Origin of the sequence: Alistipes sp. Marseille-P5061, assembly GCF_900290115.1 — a bacterium.
Taxonomy (GTDB): Bacteria; Bacteroidota; Bacteroidia; order Bacteroidales; family Rikenellaceae; genus Alistipes; species Alistipes excrementigallinarum.
In genome coordinates, this window is the sequence record NZ_LT985750.1 from 191492 (window position 1) to 208576 (window position 17085).

Sequence of the window (17085 nt, forward strand, 5' to 3'; positions counted from 1 at the left end):
GCGGCGGATTATTGGCCGACCACGGCCTCGAGCTCCTCGACCGTGATGGGAATCTTGCGGTCGCCCAGGATGCGGCTGCCGGTCTCGGTGACCAGAATGTCGTCCTCGATGCGGATGCCGCCGAAGTCGCGGTAGTCGTCAAGCGCCTCGTAGTTGACGATGCCGCGGTAGAGCCCCTCGGCGCGGCACTTGTCGATGAGCGCCGGGATGAAGTAGAGCCCCGGCTCGTCGGTCATCACCGTACCCGGCTCGATTCGCCACGCCGCACGGTAGATGCAGGTGGCCGACTTGGCGGCGCGCTCGGCAATCGACGAGAAGTCGAACGAACGCTCGCCCATCGCCTCGCAGTCGTGCACGTCCATGCCCAGACCGTGTCCCAGTCCGTGGGGCATGAACATCGTCATGGCACCCGAATCCAGCGCATCGGAGACCGTGCCGCGCAGCAGCCCGAGCCCCATGAGCCCCTCGGCCAGCACGGTGTAGGCGGCCTTGTGCACCTCGGTGTACATCATGTGGGGCTTGACGATGCGGGCCACGTGGTCGTGGGCCGCCAGCACGATGTTGTAGATGTCGCGCTGGCGCGGCGTGAAGCGTCCGCTGACGGGGTAGGTGCGCGTGTGGTCCGAGCAGTAGTTGTTGACCGTCTCGGCTCCGGCGTCGCAGAGCAGCAGGCGCCCCTCCTCCAGCACGCCGTCGGCGTTGAGGTTGTGGAGCGTCTCGCCGTGCTGCGAGACAATCGAGGGGAACGAGACGCCCGAGCCGTAGGACTTGGCCACCCCTTCGATGGCGCCGGCGATTTCGCGCTCGACCACACCCGGACGGCACATCTTCATGGCCAGCGTGTGCATGCGGTAGCCAATCTGGAAGGCGCGCTCCATCTCCTCAATCTCCTCGGTGCTCTTCTTCTCGCGCATCTCGGCGACGGCCATCATCAGCTCGACCGACTTGTAGTCGTGCAGCAGTTCGGGCTTGATGCCCAGCAGCGCCGAGAGCTGGAGCTTCGTCTCGCCGCGGTAGGGGGGCAGGTAGTGGACCCTGCGCCCCAGCGCGATGGCCTTGCGCAGCCGCGCCTCGAGCTCGGCCAGCGGATGGGTCTCGGTGATGCCCACGCGGGCGCCCAGCTCGTGCAGCGAGGGCTGCGGGCCGGTCCAGATGATGTCCTCGANGCCGAAAATGGAGGGGAGGGAGGCGTGAAAATGGAAGAGCGGACGCAAAAATGCGGGGCCGCGGCACGGGCGGGCGTGGGGCACAAAAAATGGAAGGGCCCGACCGCCGTCGGACCCTTCCGGTGAACTTTTACTAGGTATGGTTAGAAAAAACAGGTTGTTACTCGATTTGCCCCTCCCCAGTTTGCCCCCGTGTCGCTTATTCCCCGGGTGCCGCCCCTTTCCCGGTTTTGTACAGGCTCTTTTCTTGGGTTACTCCTGTGCCTCCCGGATTTCCCTTTGGCTCTTTCCGGATTCCCTTCGTGGCCTTCGGGGTATTCTCCGGCTCTTTCCCGCGTTTTTCCGGCTTCCGGGACCTGCGGGCCCCATCGACCCTCACTTTCACCAACCGGGCCCCCTTCGACCCTCATTCTCACAAACCCTTTCCGGGTTGGCGGCCTCCGGGCGGTCTTCTTCGGACGGCGGCTTCCGGTGCGGCCTTCTTCGGGCCGTCTCCTTCGGACTGCGTCGGTCCCCGGTGCGGTGGGGCTATTGCCGGTCGTTCCCGGCCCGGCGTCGTGAGCCTCGGTCCGAGATGGCATTTCCTGCGGCCAGCATGCAGAGCACGATGATGGAGAGGGTGTGGTTCGGCGCTTCGGGGAACATCAGCCGCGTGGCCACGTGGATGGCAAAGGCGGCAATGAGCAGGAAGAGCGAAACGATGCGGATTACTTTTTCGGGTTCCATGGTGTCGTGTCTGCTTTTGACATGACAAAGATACAAAGGAAATTCGAAAAACAAATAAAATTTATTGTTTTTCGATAATTTTTTTTCGAAAAGCCCGCTGCTCCTCCCTTTTGACGGAGGCCAGGGTGTGGGCAGCGGCGGTCCTGGTTGCGACGAAGGCGTGCGGCCGGGGAGGCTTTTGCGGCCGGATGGAAAGAGCAAGAGGCCGGGGGTGGCAGATGTTTGTGGTGGTTGCGGGTGGTTGCGGCTGGTGTGCCGGTCGCTGTGTCGAGAGATTGCAGCCGCTGTGTCGGAAGGTCGAAGTTTCCCCTGAGACGCGTCTCCCGGCCCACTTTACGGAGGTCCGAAAGGGTAGCCGGGGGCAGGTAGGCAATGCGGAAGATGGCCGGGGAGTTTGTCTGCCTCTGCCGGCCGGGAAAAAGCGAAGCGGCTCCGAGGGTCGCTTCACGTTCTGTTGTGTGGATTGTTGGTCGGATTTTCCTGCCGGGGTGTATGGGACCTCCTTCGCAGCGGAACGTCTGCTTCCGGGTGTTGGCTTCGGGTGTCAATTCCGGAACCCGTCCCGGAACCGGCGGTTTCGCGGCTGGGTGGCGGCTTAGAGTGTTTACCTGGGGCCAGCTCCTTCCCGGTCGGGGCGTCCTCTGCTGCCCGTTTGCCGCCCCGGCTCCCCCCGGCCGCTTAGTTTGCCGCCTCGGCGGACTGCTCCGCGGGGACGAACTTGTAGAGCTGGTCGCCGCGGTGGATGAGCTCCCCGGTCTTGATGGAGCAGAGTTCGCCCTGTCGGACCGACTCGGCGGGCTTGCCGTCGCGGTCGTGCAGCTCGTCGAGCCGCTGCTCGGCCACCCCCGTGGTGGCCCCCATGAAGAAAATCTCCTCGCCGCGGGCCAGCGGAGCCGCCTCGACCAGCACCTCGGCCACCGAAATCTTCTTGTAGAAGTTGACCACCTTGCCCACGTAGACCTTGCGCCGCGTGGCCGACGAGCCGTAGTTGCGGCTGTGCTCGGCGATGGGACGCCCGGCGTAGTAGCCCTCCCAGAAGCCGCGGTTGAAGACCGTGGCGAGCCGCTCCTTGAGCGAGGCGGCCAGCTCGGGGGTGTACTCGCCCGCCTCCATGGCACGCAGCGCCCGGTCGTAGCACTCCACCACGCGCTTGACATACTCGGCGCCGCGGGCGCGCCCCTCAATCTTGAGCACCCGCACGCCGGCCCCGACCATGCGGTCGAGGAAGTCAATCGTGCAGAGGTCCTTGGGCGAGAGGATGTAGCGGCCGTCGATGTCGAGCGCCTGGCCCGTCTCCCGGTCGGTGATGGTGTACTTGCGGCGGCAAATCTGGCGGCAGGCCCCCCGGTTGGCCGAGCACGAGGTCTCGTGCAGGCTCAGGTAGCACTTGCCCGAGATGGCCATGCAGAGGGCTCCGTGGGCGAACATCTCGATTTCGACCAGCTCGCCCTTCGGGCCGCGGATGTCGTTCTCGACGATTTGGCGGTGGATGGCGGCCACCTGTTCGAGCGAGAGCTCGCGGGCCAGCACCACCGTGTCGGCCCACTGGGCGAAGAAGCGGACCGCCTCGGAGTTCGAGATGTTGCTCTGGGTCGAGATGTGGACCTCGACCCCCACGCGCCGTGCGTAGAGGATTGCGGCGAAGTCGGTGGCGATGATGGCGTCGACCCCCTCGGCGCGGGCGCGGTCGATGACGGCGTGCACGTCGGCCATCTCATCCTCGTAGACCACCGTGTTGACCGTCAGGTAGGTCTTCACGCCGTGCTCGTGGGCCGTTTTGACGATGCGCCCCAGGTCGTCGAGCGTGAAGTTGGCTGCCGAGGCGGAGCGCATGTTGAGTTTTCCCACGCCGAAGTAGACCGAATCGGCCCCGGCGTGGATGGCGGCCATCAGCGACTCGTAGGAGCCGACCGGGGCCATGATTTCTATTTCGGAACGTTTCATCGTGTTGCTGTCGTTGTGTTTGGTTCGGGGAGCTTCCGGTTCGGGACGTCCCGACGCGGACTCCTGTTGTTCGGAGCGTGCCTCCGTGCCATCCCTGGCACCTTTCCGGCCCTCTTCGGCTGGGCTCGCTCGGACCTCTCCCCGGTTCTTCCCCGGCTGGCCTCTCCGGCCGGGTCCGCTCGAACCTCTCTCCGGTTCTCTCGGCCCTCCCCTCTTCGGCCGGCTACTTCTTGCGGCCCATCAGGCTCTCGGCGAATTCGCGCATGCGCTGTGTGCGTGAGGCGTCGACCGAAAGGGTGTCGAGCAGCGCGAGCGCCCGCTCGAACTTGAGCGAAATCTGCTGCTCGGTCAGCCGCGGCACGTCGAGCCGGTCGTAGACCTCCTTGACGCGGGCAATCTTCTCGGCATCGCTCAGCGAGGGGTCCTTGTAGGTCCGGCGGAGCGTCTCGCGCGTGGGCTCGTCGGCACGGCTCATCGCCGTAATCATCAGATAGGTCTGCTTCCCCTCGAGGATGTCGCCGCCGATGGCCTTGCCCAGCCGCTCGTCGCCGTAGCTGTCCAGCAGGTCGTCCTGCAGCTGGAAGGCGAGTCCCAGCTCGATGGCGAAGCGGTAGAGCGTGCGGCAGTCCTCCTTCGGTGCGCCGCCGAGGATGGCTCCGATGGTGACGGCACCGGCCAGCAGCACCGAGGTCTTGAGTTCAATCATGTGCATGTACTCCACCACCGAGACCTTCTGCTTCTGCTCGAAGTCCATGTCGTACTGCTGCCCCTCGCAGACCTGGAGCGCCATGGTGTTGAAGACCTTCAGAATGCGGGGCAGCAGCTCCGCGGGGCACTGCGCCAGCATGCGGTAGGCGCAGATAATCATCGCGTCGCCCGAGAGGATGGCCACGTTCTGTCCCCACTTGGCGTAGACCGAGGGCTTGCCGCGCCGGACGGGGGCGTTGTCCATGATGTCGTCGTGCAGCAGCGTGAAGTTGTGGAAAATCTCGACGGCGGCCGCAGCCGGAAGCGCCTGCGCCGTTTCGGAGGAGAACATGCCGCAGGCGAGCATCAGCAGCATCGGGCGGAGCCGTTTGCCGCCGCCCGCCAGCGAGTAGCCGATGGGGGCGTAGAGTTTTTCGGGCTCGGAGGCGAAATCGGTCTGAGCCAGATAGTTTTCGATGGTCGAAAGCAGCTGTTCGTTCGCAAGCATGGGAGTAAGACTTTAGGATACAAAATTACCCCAAAAGTAGGAAAAAACTTTGGAGTGGGCGAATTTTATTTTAACTTTGACCTAATAAAAATTCATTAAAAAAGATCAATCCATGAAAAAGTTAGTAATCGGTGTAGATATCGGCGGAATCAATACGGCATTCGGACTGGTGGACGAAAACGGCGACCTCTACGCCGAATCGGTCATCTCAACCAAGAAGTACCCCTATTTCGACGACTACAAGGCCTACGTGGCCGACCTGTGCGACGCTATGCACGCCATGGCCGACAGCCTCTCGTTCGACTACGAGCTGGCGGGTATCGGCATCGGCGCCCCCAACGCCAACTACCACAAGGGGACCATCGAGACGCCGGCCAACCTTTGGAAGTTCCGCGAGGATGAGCCCAATCCCGACGAGTCGCGCCGCATCTTCCTGCTTGTCGAGGACATCGCGCGCTGCTTCGGCGGCGTGAAGACGCTCATGACCAACGACGCCAACGCGGCGACCATCGGCGAGATGGTCTACGGCAACGCCAAGGGGATGCGCGATTTCATCATGGTGACGCTGGGCACGGGTCTGGGTTCGGGTTTCGTGGCCAACGGCGAGATGATTTACGGCAGCGACGGCTTTGCGGGCGAGTTCGGCCACATCATCGTCGAGCGCAACGGCCGCCAGTGCGGCTGCGGACGTCGGGGCTGTCTGGAGACCTACGTCTCGGCCACGGGCATCAAGCGCACGGCCTTCGAGCTGATGGCGACGATGACCGCACCGAGCAAACTGCGCGACATCGCCTTTGCCGATTTCGACGCCTCGATGATTTCGGCCGCCGCCGCGCAGGGTGACCCCGTGGCGCTCGAGGCCTTCCGTGTGACGGGCGAGATGCTGGGCCGGGCGCTGGCCGACATTGTGGCCATCACCTCTCCCGAGGCCATCTTCCTCTTCGGCGGACTGTCGAAGGCGGGCAAGCTGCTCTTCGAGCCGACGCAGTGGTACATGGAGGAGAACATGCTCTCGATGTTCAAGAACAAGGTGAAGCTGCTGCCCAGCGGCATCCAGGGCAAGAACGCCGCCATCCTCGGCTCCTCGGCTCTGATTTGGCAGAGCATGCAGCAGTGAGGCAGATACGCTCTGTTGAAGCGCACCTCCGTGCGGAACAGGCCGCGCGGAGGTGCGCTTTGCGTTGAGGCCCGTCTGGCGTTGAGGTGCGTCCCGCGTTGAGGCTCGCCCCTCCCAAGGCGGGCTCTACGTTGAGAGCCTCCCCCGAGCTGCGGGTCGAACGAACCGAAGAGAGCAGTCGGAGCAAACCGGGAACCACGAAAAGAGCGGACCCGCCCCCATCGGGCGGGTCCGCTCTTTTTCTTTCCGTTGTACCGGCCTCTATCGGCTTTCGGCTCGTTGTGTCGGCTGCATTGCCACTTGGGGCTTCATTGCCGGTGTATTCTTCCGGTCTTTGAGCCCTCCGGCTTGCGGCTGCCTTCCCGGCTACCTTCCCGCCGGAGCGGGGGATTAGCGCATGGCGATTTCGGCCGAGCCAATCATGTAGCCGTCGCAGTAGAGCTGCACGAGGTAGGTGCCCGCCGCGAAGCCCGAACTGTCGAAGTAGATGCCCACCTCGAGGTCCTGGTTCTGGTAGTCGACCTCACGCATGGCCGAGTAGCTCAGCCGCTCGCCCTCGTACTCGAAGGTCGGCATCGCCTCGGTGGTCAGCACATAGCCGTCGGGCGAGGTGAGGCGCATGTAGACGGCCTTGTTGCCGGGTGTGGTCAGCTCGTTGGCCGTCAGCACGAAGTCCACGCGCACGCGCTCGGCGTTGCGGATGCGCGAAACCTCCTTGTTGCGGGCGTTGAGCCCCGTGAGGCGGATGCCGCGCGCCTTGATGACGGCACCGGCGCGCACCTTGTTGTCGAGCTCGGCGGCCTTCTCCTCGGCCATCTCGGCCCGCAGCGTGGCCGACGAAATCTCCTTGCGGTAGGAGATGTTCTCGGTGATGAGCTTCTGGTTGAGCGAGTTGAGCGAGTCTATCTGGTGCAGGTAGCCGCGCATGACCGTACGCAGCGTCCCCACCTCCTTCTCATACTGCTTGATTTTGGCCAGGCTCCAGCGGCGCTCCTTGCGCAGCTGGTTCATCAGCGAATCGGCGCGGCCCCGCTCGATGTCGAGGCTGGCCGAGATGGAGTCGTTGGCCACGTGCAGGTTGTCGTAATCCTCCATCAGACGGCCCAGGTCGTTCTGAATCGAGTCGCGGTCGGCGCGCAGCAGCTCGTTGTCGAGCATCTGCTGGCGGTGGATGCCGAAGTAGAGCGCCGAGATGGCGACCAGAATCACCGAGAGGATGATGATGACAATCCGATAGCCGCGGATGGACTTTCCGGAGTCGGGCCGGGGCGTGTAGTCCTCCTCGAACTCCGTGTTGTCGTAGTTATCGTACTCCTGTCTGTTCTCTTCCATGGTGTTGGTGTGTGGGTTTGATTTTTCTGCAAAGATACGTTTTTTGGCGAATTATCCTAACGCCGAATCTGCGGCCCGCTATTTTATCCGGCTTTTGAGCGGATATTTGAGCCCCTTGTAGCCCGAAAGGTAGGCGTTGATGCTGCCGATGCGCACGGGCGACTCGAGGTAGAGCGGGATTTTGTTCTCGTCGTCCGAAATCCAGATGGTGAAGACCGTGCCGTCGGTGAACGAGAACCCCTCGGAGGTGCCCAGCTGGCAGTCGAACTTCAGCGTGCGAAAGCGCCCCAGGTTGCGGATTTTCTTCTCCTCGCGCCCCAGGAAGCGGAAGTGGAGGTGGCGGACGGTGTCCTGCAGCACCATCTGCAGCGTGCGGGGCTCCCCGGCTCGGAACTGTTCGGCCTCGGCCGAGCGGAGGCTGAAGAAGAGCGAGATGGCATCCATGCTCTCGCGCGTGAGCGGGAGCTCCTTTTCGCGGACGGGGCGCTGGCGGCTCTGCCAGCGGGTGTGGACGCGCATCTGCTCCCAGTCGTAGCGGTAGGTGCTGCGGAAGGTGTAGTCGCCCTCGTGCAGGTCGCTGCGGAAGTGTACCGGGCGCAGCGAGTCGGGGTCGACGTGGACCGTGTAGATGTCGACCAGATTGAAGAACCACCGGTAGGTGGGCAGCGTGCGCCCCTCGCCGATGACCTTGTAGCAGGGCTTCCCTTCGAACTCCTCCTCGGAGGTGGCAATCTGCACGGCGCCGATTTCGGTGTTGGGGAACATCTTGGCGCGGTAGCTGACGCGGTAGTCGAGCACCTCGCCGGGGTGGTAGAGCTGGGCGGCAAGGGGCGCGGCAAGCAGCAGCAGGAGCGCCGTGAGCAGCGTTTTGGTACGGGTCATCATGATGAGAAAACGGTTCTTGGTGGTAAATTATTACGAAATTCGTGAAAAATCAATCTCTTCGCGCCCCGAGTAGCGCTCCTTCAGGCGGCGCAGCCCCTCGTGGCCGGGGGCCGCGAGCGCGGGGTCGGATGCGAGCACCTCGCCGGCGGCGTCGCGCGAGCGGGTGAGTATCTGCACGTCGAGCGTCGGGTTGGCAATCTTCAGGTCAAAGGCCATGCCGCTCTGCTGCGTGCCGTTGATGTCGCCCGCGCCGCGCAGCTTGAGGTCGAGCTCCGCCAGACGGAATCCGTCGTTGGTCTGGCACATGGCGTCGAGCCGCGCCTGCGACTCGCGCGAGAGCTTGTCGCCCGACATGAGGATGCAGTAGGACTGCTCGCCGCCGCGCCCCACGCGGCCGCGCAGCTGGTGCAGCTGCGAGAGGCCGAAGCGCTCGGCCGACTCGATGACCATGACCGTGGCGTTGGGGACGTCGACCCCCACCTCGATGACCGACGTGGCCACCAGAATCTGCGCCTCGCCCTCCTTGAACTGGCGCATCGACTCCTCCTTGTCGGCGGGCTTCATCCGCCCGTGGCAGATGGCCGTGACGTACTGCGGCAGCGGGAAGTCGCGCGAGATGGCCTCGTAGCCGTCCGTGAGGTCCTTGTAGTCCATCGCCTCGGACTCCTTGATGAGGGGGTAGACGACGTAGACCTGGCGCCCCTTGGCGATTTCGCGGCGCATGAAGCCGAAGAGCTTGAGCCGTGCGGCGTCGGTGTAGTGAAAGGTCTTGATGGGGCGGCGGCCCGGCGGCAGCTCGTCGATGACCGAGACGTCGAGGTCGCCGTAGAGGGTCATGGCCAGCGTGCGGGGGATGGGCGTGGCGGTCATCACCAGCACGTGGGGCGGCTGCGCGTTCTTGGTCCAGAGCCGTGCGCGCTGCTCGACGCCGAAGCGGTGCTGCTCGTCGATGACCACGAAGCCCAGGTTGGCGAAGCGCACCCGCTCCTCGATGAGGGCATGGGTGCCGATGAGGATGTGGACCTCGCCCGAGGCGATGCCCTCGAGCGCCTCGCGCCGTTCGCGGGCCTTCGAGGCGCCGGTGAGGATGGCCACCCGCACGCCGAGCCCCTCGACCATGCGGCCGATGGTGGCCGCATGCTGGCGGGCCAGAATCTCGGTGGGGGCCATCATGCAGGCTTGGTAGCCGTTGTCGACGGCCAGCAGCATCGACATGAGCGCCACGAGCGTCTTGCCGCTCCCCACGTCGCCCTGCAGCAGGCGGTTCATCTGGAATCCGGTGGCCGTGTCCTGGCGGATTTCGCGGATGACGCGCTTCTGGGCGCCGGTGAGCGGGAAGGGGAGCTTCTCGCGGTAGAAGCGGTTGAAGGCGTCGCCCACCCGCGTGAAGAGGAAGCCGTTGTTGCGGGCGAGCCGCTCGCTGCGGCGCGCCAGGACGTTGAGCTGCACGCCCAGCAGCTCCTCGAACTTGAGGCGGTACTGCGCCTGGCGCAGCAGCTCGGGCGACTGCGGGAAGTGGATGTTGTAGTAGGCCTCGCGCAGCGGGATGAGGCCGTAGCGCGTGCGCAGCTCCTCGGGCAGCGTCTCCTCGATGTGGTCGGCGACGCGCTCCCACGTGCTGCGCATGATGCGGTAGAGCCCCTTGGTCCCCACGGCGCCCTGCAGCCGCTCGGTGGTGGAGTAGATGCCCTGCATGCCGCTCTCGGGCTTGCGCGAGAGGGCCTGCTCCATCGTCTCGAGTTCGGGGTGAACCATCGAAAGTTCGTTGTGGTAGAAGCTCGGGCGGCCGAATACGAGGTATTCGCGCCCCACCTCGATGCGCTTTTCGACCCACTTGATGCCGGCGAACCAGACCAGCTCGGCCGACCCCGTGGGGTCCGAGACCGAGACCGTGAAGCGGCGCTTGCGCCCCTGTCCGGCGTAGCCGATGCCCGTCACGCGGGCGCGGAACTGCACGAGCGAGGGGCCCCCTTCGGTGATTTCACCGATGCGGTAGATGCGCGTGCGGTCGATGTAGCGGAAGGGGAAGTGGTTGAGCATGTCGCCCAGCGTGCGGATGCCGAGCTCCTTGTCGAGCAGCCGCGCGCGCGCCTCCCCCACGCCGGGGACGAATTTTATGTCGTTGTCCAGATAGTTCACTCCGCAAATATAATGCATGCCCCGTGCAAAAGCAAGACCGGAACGCCCCCGTGTGCGGAGCGGCTCCGCGTGTGGGGTGTTCCGGCTGTCGGTACGGCGGGTGTGTCCGGCGGGGACGACGGCCCGACCGTGTTTGTTTGGGAACGGTCCGGCTGCCGATTTGGCCGGCAGCTCCGGTTGGGTTCGTCGTTGGGGCGGTTGTCGGTCCGGCGGGATGTCCGGCGGGGCGGCCGGTTGCCCGGTCGTGTCTGTTTTGGGGCGGCCCGGCCGGCACACAGCAAGAAACGGCCGGCGGTTTGGCCGGCCCTTGTTGGAAAAGGGTTTGGCTGTCGGTTCCGTGTTTGGCGCTCGGTCCCGTGTTTGGCGCTTGTCGGGAGCGGCCGGCGCTTCGGGGGCGTTCGTCCCGGTGCCTGCGTCCGGCTGCCCGGGCGGGGCTATTGCTCCTCCTCGGTCATCGAGACGTTGACGTGCTCCTTGACAAAGAGCCCGGCATCCTCCGATGCGGCGTCACGCGGCACGAACTCCTCGTCGGTGAAGCCCATCCGGTACTCCCGTGCCTTGTACGAGCCGTTCTGGGGGCCGTCGATGTCGGTGAAGTTCAGCGTCAGGTTGTCCTTCTGACCGTTGTCGCGAAGGTCGAAGCTGCCGTCGGCGCCGCTCAGCACGCTCTTCAGCCCGTCCTTTCCCCGCACCTCGATGCCCTCGATGGGGTTGCCCTCGAGGTCGGTCACCCGGCCCTGGACGCGGTAGTCGACGTTGGGTGTTCCGTACATCGCAAGAATCTGTTCGTCCTCGTTGCAGGCCGTTCCGAATCCCAAAAGGGCCAGAGCGGCAAGTGCCCAGCTTCGTTTCATGGTCATACAGGTTTGGTTCCTTTCCAAAAGTAGTGAATAATAGAGGTTTTCGCAACTTTTGCTCCGATTTTCTTCCGCCGGCGGCGCCGCACTGTGCGGACGGTGTGGAAATCGGCCGAAAAAACGCTATCTTTGTCTTCGGAAAAAAGAGGCGCAGCCATGATGAATCTTTCGGAATACCGGCGCCGTCCGACCTGCGAGGTGCGCATCGGACGGGTTGCCATCGGCGGCGGAAACCCCGTTGCCGTGCAGTCGATGACCAATACCGACACCAACGACACGCCGGCGAGCGTGGCCCAGATTGAGCGGATTGACCGCGCGGGCGGCAAGATTGTCCGTCTGACGGCCCAGGGGCGCCGCGAGGCGGAGAACCTGGGTGCCATCGCCGCGCAGCTGCGCGCCGACGGCTACGACACGGCGCTGGTGGCCGACGTCCACTTCGTTCCCGAGGTGGCCGCCATTGCGGCCCGCTACGTCGACAAGGTGCGCATCAACCCGGGCAACTACCGCTCGGAGCACGGCGAGTTCGAGGCGCTCATCGAGCAGTGCCGCCAGCGCGGCGTGGCGCTGCGCATCGGCGTCAACCACGGCTCGCTCGCCCGCCGCGTCTTCGACCGGTGGGGCGACACGCCGCAGGGGATGGTCGTCTCGGCGATGGAGTTCCTGCGCGTCTGCCGCGAGCGCAATTTCGACCAGGTGGTCGTCTCGATGAAGTCGAGCAACACGCGCGTGATGGTCCACGCCTACCGGCTGCTGGTCGAGGCGATGGATGCCGAGGGGATGCACTATCCGATTCATCTGGGTGTGACGGAGGCGGGCAACGGCCTCGAGGGGCGCATCAAGAGCGCCGTGGGCATCGGTGCACTGCTGGCCGACGGCATCGGCGACACGATTCGCGTCTCGCTGACCGAGGCCCCCGAGCACGAAATCCCCGTGGCGCAGCAGCTCGTCGAGCAGTTCGCCGCGCGTCCGGGCCGCTTCGAGGTGCTCCATCCCGAGCGCTATTCGCCCACCGAGTTCCGCCGCCGCAGCCGGGTGCAGGTGCCCGTCGTGGGGGGCGAGTCGATGGAGGGGTTCCGCATCCTCGAGTCGACCTCGGAAAACCCCACGGCCGAGCTCCGCGCGGCGATTCTCAACCTCGAGGAGGATTGCCCGGTGGTGCTCCGGCGGCACTACGACGAACCCACGCTCGAGCGGCTGGCCGTGCGTGCGGCGGCCGACTTGGGACCGCTCTTCCTCGACGGCCTGGCCGACGGCATCTGGCTCGACGCCCCGCGCTACACGGAGGAGGAGCTCCGCCGCGTCGAGCTGATGATTCTCCAGGCGGCGCGCCTCCGCTTCTCGCATACCGAATACATCGCCTGCCCCTCGTGCGGACGCACGCTCTACGACATCGAGCAGACGCTGGCCGCCATCAAGGCGCGCACGTCGCACCTGAAGAACCTCCGCATCGGGGTCATGGGGTGCATCGTCAACGGCCCGGGCGAGATGGCCGATGCCGACTACGGCTACGTGGGGGCCGCCCCGGGACGCATCACCCTCTACAAGGGGCGCACGGTCGTCGAGCGCAACATCCCGCAGGAGGAGGCGCTCGACCGTCTGGTGGCCCTTATCCGCGAAAACGGCGACTGGCGCGAGCCGGGCGAGTAGCCCCGGCCACCCGGCCACCCGGGCTCTTGGGCCGCTGTTGCCGCCGGGTCCAACCCGTTGAGGTTCCTGCCGCTCCGGTCGATGTTGCCGCCGGTTCCGTCCCATTGAGGGCCCTGCCGCCGGCTCCGACCCATTGAGGGCCCTGCCGCCGGCTCCGACCCGTTGAGGGCCCGACCCGAAAGGCTCCGACCCGCCGACCCTCCGGTTCTGCCGCCGAGTTCTGCGGACCGCCGACCACTCGGCCCGGTCCCCGCCTCCGGCTCCATCCTTATCCTGTAAAATCCTGTAAAAATCTTGAGTTCAACTTATAAATGCAACTTTTTGGGTGCGGATAATAAGCAATAAAAACATTTATTTTTCAGAGAGGAAAGAGAGACAATGTCCCCCTTTCTCTCACTCTGAATGGATAAAGTTTGCTATCTTTGCTTTAATTGTCCGTCCAAAGAAAAAAAAGTTGCAGATGAGCAAACATATAACCGAGGAACAAAGGTATGCAATTTCTATGATGTTGCAAATACCGATGAGCAAAAAAGCAATAGCGGAAGCTATCGGAGTAGATAAAAGCACTGTTTACAGGGAGATAAAGCGCAATTGCGACGCCCGAAGTGGTAGCTATAGCATGGAGCTTGCCCAGCGAAAAGCAGACAGGCGCAAGCAGCAAAAACATCGCAAGGAAGTGCTTACACCGGCAATGAGAAAACGGATAATAAAGCTGTTGAAGAAAGGATTCAGCCCGGAGCAGATTGTCGGCAGGAGCCGCTTGGAGGGAATTGCGATGGTATCTCACGAAACGATATATCGCTGGATTTGGGAGGATAAGCGGCGGGGTGGCAAACTGCACAAATATCTTCGCAGACAAGGTCGCAGGTATGCCAAACGTGGTTCTAAAAATGCAGGGCGAGGATTTATCCCAGGCAGGGTGGATATTGATGAGCGTCCCGAGATAGTGGAACTGAAGGAGAGATTTGGTGATTTAGAGATAGATACAATTATTGGTAAGAACCACAAAGGTGCCATTCTTACCATTAACGACAGAGCAACAAGCAGGGTCTGGATACGCAAGTTGTCGGGAAAAGAAGCCATCCCGGTAGCTAAGATTGCAGTATGGGCACTGCGGAAAGTGAAAAACTTAATACACACAATTACGGCTGACAATGGAAAGGAGTTTGCAAAGCACGAGGAAATTGCGCAAAAATTGGAAATAAAATTCTATTTTTGCAAACCATACCACTCATGGGAACGTGGTGCCAATGAAAACACCAACGGGCTTATCAGGCAGTATATCCCAAAGGGTAAGGACTTTAGTGAAGTAACCAACAAACAGATTAAGTGGATTGAAAATAAACTCAATAATCGACCTCGTAAAAGACTTGGATACCTCACGCCAAACGAAAAATTTAAACAAATTATTAATCAGAATTCTGTTGCATTTGCAAGTTGAATTCAGCAATGTTTGACCGATGACCATTCTTCCTCTGGCCTATCTTCCCTCGGTGGAGTACATCGCGCATCTGCTGCGCGAGGAATGCGTCATCGACCTGGGCGAACACTTCATCAAGCGCTCGGAGCGCAACCGCACGCGGATTCTGGCCACGGGGGGCCCCATGGAGCTCACCGTCCACGTCCGCAACGCCGACCGCCCGCGCCAGCCCATGCGCGAGGTGCGGCTCGACTACTCGAAGCGCTGGCCCCACCAGCACTGGCTCTCGCTCGTCTCGGCCTACCGCAGCTCGCCCTACTTCGACCACTACGCCGAGCGCTTCGAACCCCTCTACCGCGCGCCGGGCGACCTGCTTGCGGAGTTCAACCTTGCGCTGCTGCGCACGCTGCTCGAGGCGGCCAAGGCCCCCTGCCGGCTCCGCCTCTCGGAGCACTACGTCGAGGCGCAGCCGGGCGATGTCGACCTGAGGCCCAAACACAGAGAGGGCCCGGCCTTTGAGGCCGAGCCCTACATTCAGGTCTTTTCCGACCGGATGCCCTTCGTCGCCAACCTGTCGTTCATCGACCTGTTGTTTGCCGAAGGACCCCAAGCAGCGGCTGTTGCGGCGCGCAGTCGATTCTGAAGCGCAGCGAGTCGCTTTGTCCTCCCAGTGAAGCCTTCAGCCACACGGTTCCCTGGAGCGTCATCGTGTCGGTGACGTACTGACAGTCGGCATAGCGGCGCAGCGCCACCGTGTCGCCGTTGATGCGCAGCTGCGGCCTGCCCGCCGAGGAGTAGACCTTGAAGGCCTGCCGCTCGGTGTCGCGCAGCCGGTGGCGCTTGTCGGCCAGGTGGAGCGTCGTGTCGCGCTTGTTCCACATCGCACGGTAGAGGTAGTAGACATCCTTGCGCTCGCGGCGGTCCTGCGTCATCAGCCCCGAGCCGTTGACCCCGTAGGGGCGGCGCGCCGAGCCGTAGTCGAAGAGGTTGTTGACCCACACGCCCCAGAAGAGCGAATCCTGCTCCAGATTCTTGGCATAGGCCTCGTGGAAGCGGCTCTGCCGCTGCTCGGGTATCCAGTTCGTGCGCGATACGGGCGGCACGGCGTTGTACTGGTGTGCCGGGAAGCCCGGCTCGCCGTAGCAGACACCCGACGCGAGGTGCGACCAGTTGCGGCGCAGCAGGTCGCGCCATACGGCCACATCGTCGGGCGAACCCTTCTCCCAGCCAACCTCCTGCTGCCAGACAATCAGGTCGGTGATGAAGTTGAGGCTGCCGTCCTGGTTGCTGCAGGCCACCGTCGGACGGGTGGGGTCCATGCAGTGCGCCGCGTCGTTCAGACGGCGGATGTAGGGCGAGGGGTCATCCCCCTTGGCCTGTAACAGCGAGAAGATGCCCCACATGACCACCGAGGGGTGGTTGTAGTTCTGGGCGATAATCTCCTGCAGCTGCTGGAGGCCGTTCTCCTCGAACTGCGGGGTGGGGAAGTAGCCCATGTCGCCCAGGAAGGGGGCCCTCTGGAAGGGGATTTCGGCCCAGACCAGGATGCCGCGCTCGTCGCAGAGGTCGTAGAAGTACTGCGCGTGGGGCATCACCGCCGAGCGTACGGCGTTGGCCCCCAGGTCGCGGATGCAGGCCATGTCGGCGTCGTAGTCGGCGTCGGTCAGGGCGCCCCCCTCAAGCGCATTGTCGTGGTAGAGCGTCACGCCGTGGATGGCGCAGAAGCTGCCGTTGAGGGTGAAGCGCTCCTCGGGGGTGACGCGCACCGAGCGGAAGCCCGTGCGGACGCTCACCTCGTCGAGCACCTGCTGCTCGCCCAGCCGCACGGTGAAGCGGTAGAGTGCCGCATGGTCGGGGCTCCACAGCTCGGGGTCGTCGACCGAGAAGGGTACCGATGCCGGGCGCCCGTCGAGGCGCACGCGCTGGCGGCGCGTGTAGACGCGCGTGCCGTCGGGAGCGGTGATGTCGAGCGTGAGCAGGCAGTTGGCCTCGCCCGACGAGGAGGTGAGGTGGATTTCGGCCTCGCCCTCGACCCGCTCGGGGGTCACCGACGTGGGCTTGACCAGCACGCCGTCCGAACCGAAGTAGAGGGGCGAGACGGCCGTGCGGTCGGTGACGATGAGCTCGGCGCCGCGGTAGATGCCGCCGTAGAGGTTGGCGTCGGTCGAGACGGGCAGCACGTCCGAGCGGCTGTTGTTGCTCACGATGACCAGCAGCGCGTTCTTGTCTCCGCAGCGCAGTTTGTCGGTGATTTCGAAGGTGAAGGCCGCCGCCCCGCCGCGGTGTTCGCCCACGTAGTTGCCGTTGACGAAGAGCGTGGCGACGTTCTGCACGCCGTAGAACTTCACGAAGACGCGCTTGCCGCGCCATTCGGCGGGGATGCGCACCTCGTTCTGGTAGTTGGCCGTGGTTTCGAGGAAGAGGCCGACGGCTTCGGTGTCGGTGTTCCAGGTATGGGGCAGTGTGACGTAGCGGGCGTTGTCGCTCGTGTTCTCCGACTTGAAGAAGAAGCGCCACCCCTCGTTCAGCGGGTAGACTTTACGGGCCTGCGCCGTGATGCAGAGCAGCACGAGCAGCAGGGTTGCTGCGACTCTTTTCATGGTTTCTCGAAGGCTGTTTGGCGCAAATATACGAAATTTCGGCAAAAGTTGTCCCGG

At 63.6% G+C, this 17085-nt stretch carries 12 protein-coding genes and 1 pseudogene; 4 read left to right on the forward strand and 9 right to left on the reverse strand.

The window, feature by feature from the left end; genetic code table 11:
* Positions 1-8: 8 nt before the first annotated feature.
* The 4 genes and pseudogenes from C8267_RS07755 to C8267_RS07770 form a co-directional block, all read right to left on the reverse strand.
* Positions 9-1172, reverse strand: a pseudogene (locus tag C8267_RS07755) (M24 family metallopeptidase); the annotation flags it as partial.
* A gap of 522 nt (positions 1173-1694) precedes the next feature.
* On the reverse strand, positions 1695-1892 hold the full coding sequence (locus tag C8267_RS07760) for a hypothetical protein (protein ID WP_106634275.1): 198 nt from the start codon (positions 1890-1892) through the stop codon (positions 1695-1697).
* A 678-nt stretch (positions 1893-2570) separates the two neighbouring features.
* A complete protein-coding gene (locus C8267_RS07765) occupies positions 2571-3836 on the reverse strand; it encodes a peptidase U32 family protein (protein WP_087362493.1) in 1266 nt (421 codons plus the stop codon).
* A gap of 223 nt (positions 3837-4059) precedes the next feature.
* On the reverse strand, positions 4060-5031 hold the full coding sequence (locus C8267_RS07770; RefSeq protein WP_087362494.1) for a polyprenyl synthetase family protein: 972 nt from the start codon (positions 5029-5031) through the stop codon (positions 4060-4062).
* A 112-nt stretch (positions 5032-5143) separates the two neighbouring features.
* On the opposite strand from C8267_RS07770, the gene C8267_RS07775 reads away from it, so the two are divergent.
* Positions 5144-6148 (forward strand): ROK family protein, encoded by a 1005-nt coding sequence (locus C8267_RS07775; RefSeq protein WP_106634276.1) that lies wholly within the window; start codon positions 5144-5146, stop codon positions 6146-6148.
* 390 nt (positions 6149-6538) lie between these two features.
* Here the strand turns inward: C8267_RS07775 and C8267_RS07780 are convergent, their stop codons facing one another.
* The 4 genes from C8267_RS07780 to C8267_RS07795 form a co-directional block, all read right to left on the reverse strand.
* Positions 6539-7480, reverse strand: a complete 942-nt coding sequence (locus tag C8267_RS07780; protein WP_087362496.1) for a hypothetical protein — start codon at positions 7478-7480, stop codon at positions 6539-6541.
* Between the two features lie 78 nt (positions 7481-7558).
* Positions 7559-8365, reverse strand: coding sequence for a DUF3108 domain-containing protein (locus tag C8267_RS07785; RefSeq protein WP_234025732.1), 807 nt, complete (start codon positions 8363-8365; stop codon positions 7559-7561).
* 30 nt (positions 8366-8395) lie between these two features.
* Positions 8396-10504 (reverse strand): ATP-dependent DNA helicase RecG, encoded by a 2109-nt coding sequence (gene recG / locus C8267_RS07790; RefSeq protein ID WP_106634423.1) that lies wholly within the window; start codon positions 10502-10504, stop codon positions 8396-8398.
* A 434-nt stretch (positions 10505-10938) separates the two neighbouring features.
* Entirely contained in the window at positions 10939-11358 is a 420-nt protein-coding gene (locus C8267_RS07795) for a radical SAM-associated putative lipoprotein (RefSeq protein ID WP_158699763.1), read from the reverse strand.
* Positions 11359-11520: 162 nt separating this feature from the next.
* On the opposite strand from C8267_RS07795, the gene ispG reads away from it, so the two are divergent.
* The 3 genes from ispG (at position 11521) to C8267_RS07810 (ending at position 15071) form a co-directional block, all read left to right on the forward strand.
* A complete protein-coding gene (gene ispG, locus C8267_RS07800; protein WP_106634424.1) occupies positions 11521-13008 on the forward strand; it encodes a (E)-4-hydroxy-3-methylbut-2-enyl-diphosphate synthase in 1488 nt (495 codons plus the stop codon).
* Between the two features lie 460 nt (positions 13009-13468).
* Entirely contained in the window at positions 13469-14449 is a 981-nt protein-coding gene (locus C8267_RS07805) for an IS30-like element IS4351 family transposase (protein WP_005794072.1), read from the forward strand.
* Between the two features lie 19 nt (positions 14450-14468).
* Positions 14469-15071: a WbqC family protein gene (locus C8267_RS07810; RefSeq protein WP_199792092.1), complete on the forward strand. Its 603-nt coding sequence runs from the start codon at positions 14469-14471 to the stop codon at positions 15069-15071.
* Here the strand turns inward: C8267_RS07810 and C8267_RS07815 are convergent.
* Positions 15007-17028: a glycoside hydrolase family 2 protein gene (locus tag C8267_RS07815; RefSeq protein WP_106634278.1), complete on the reverse strand. Its 2022-nt coding sequence runs from the start codon at positions 17026-17028 to the stop codon at positions 15007-15009. The two genes, C8267_RS07810 and C8267_RS07815, sit on opposite strands and share 65 nt — an antisense overlap.
* Positions 17029-17085: the final 57 nt, after the last annotated feature.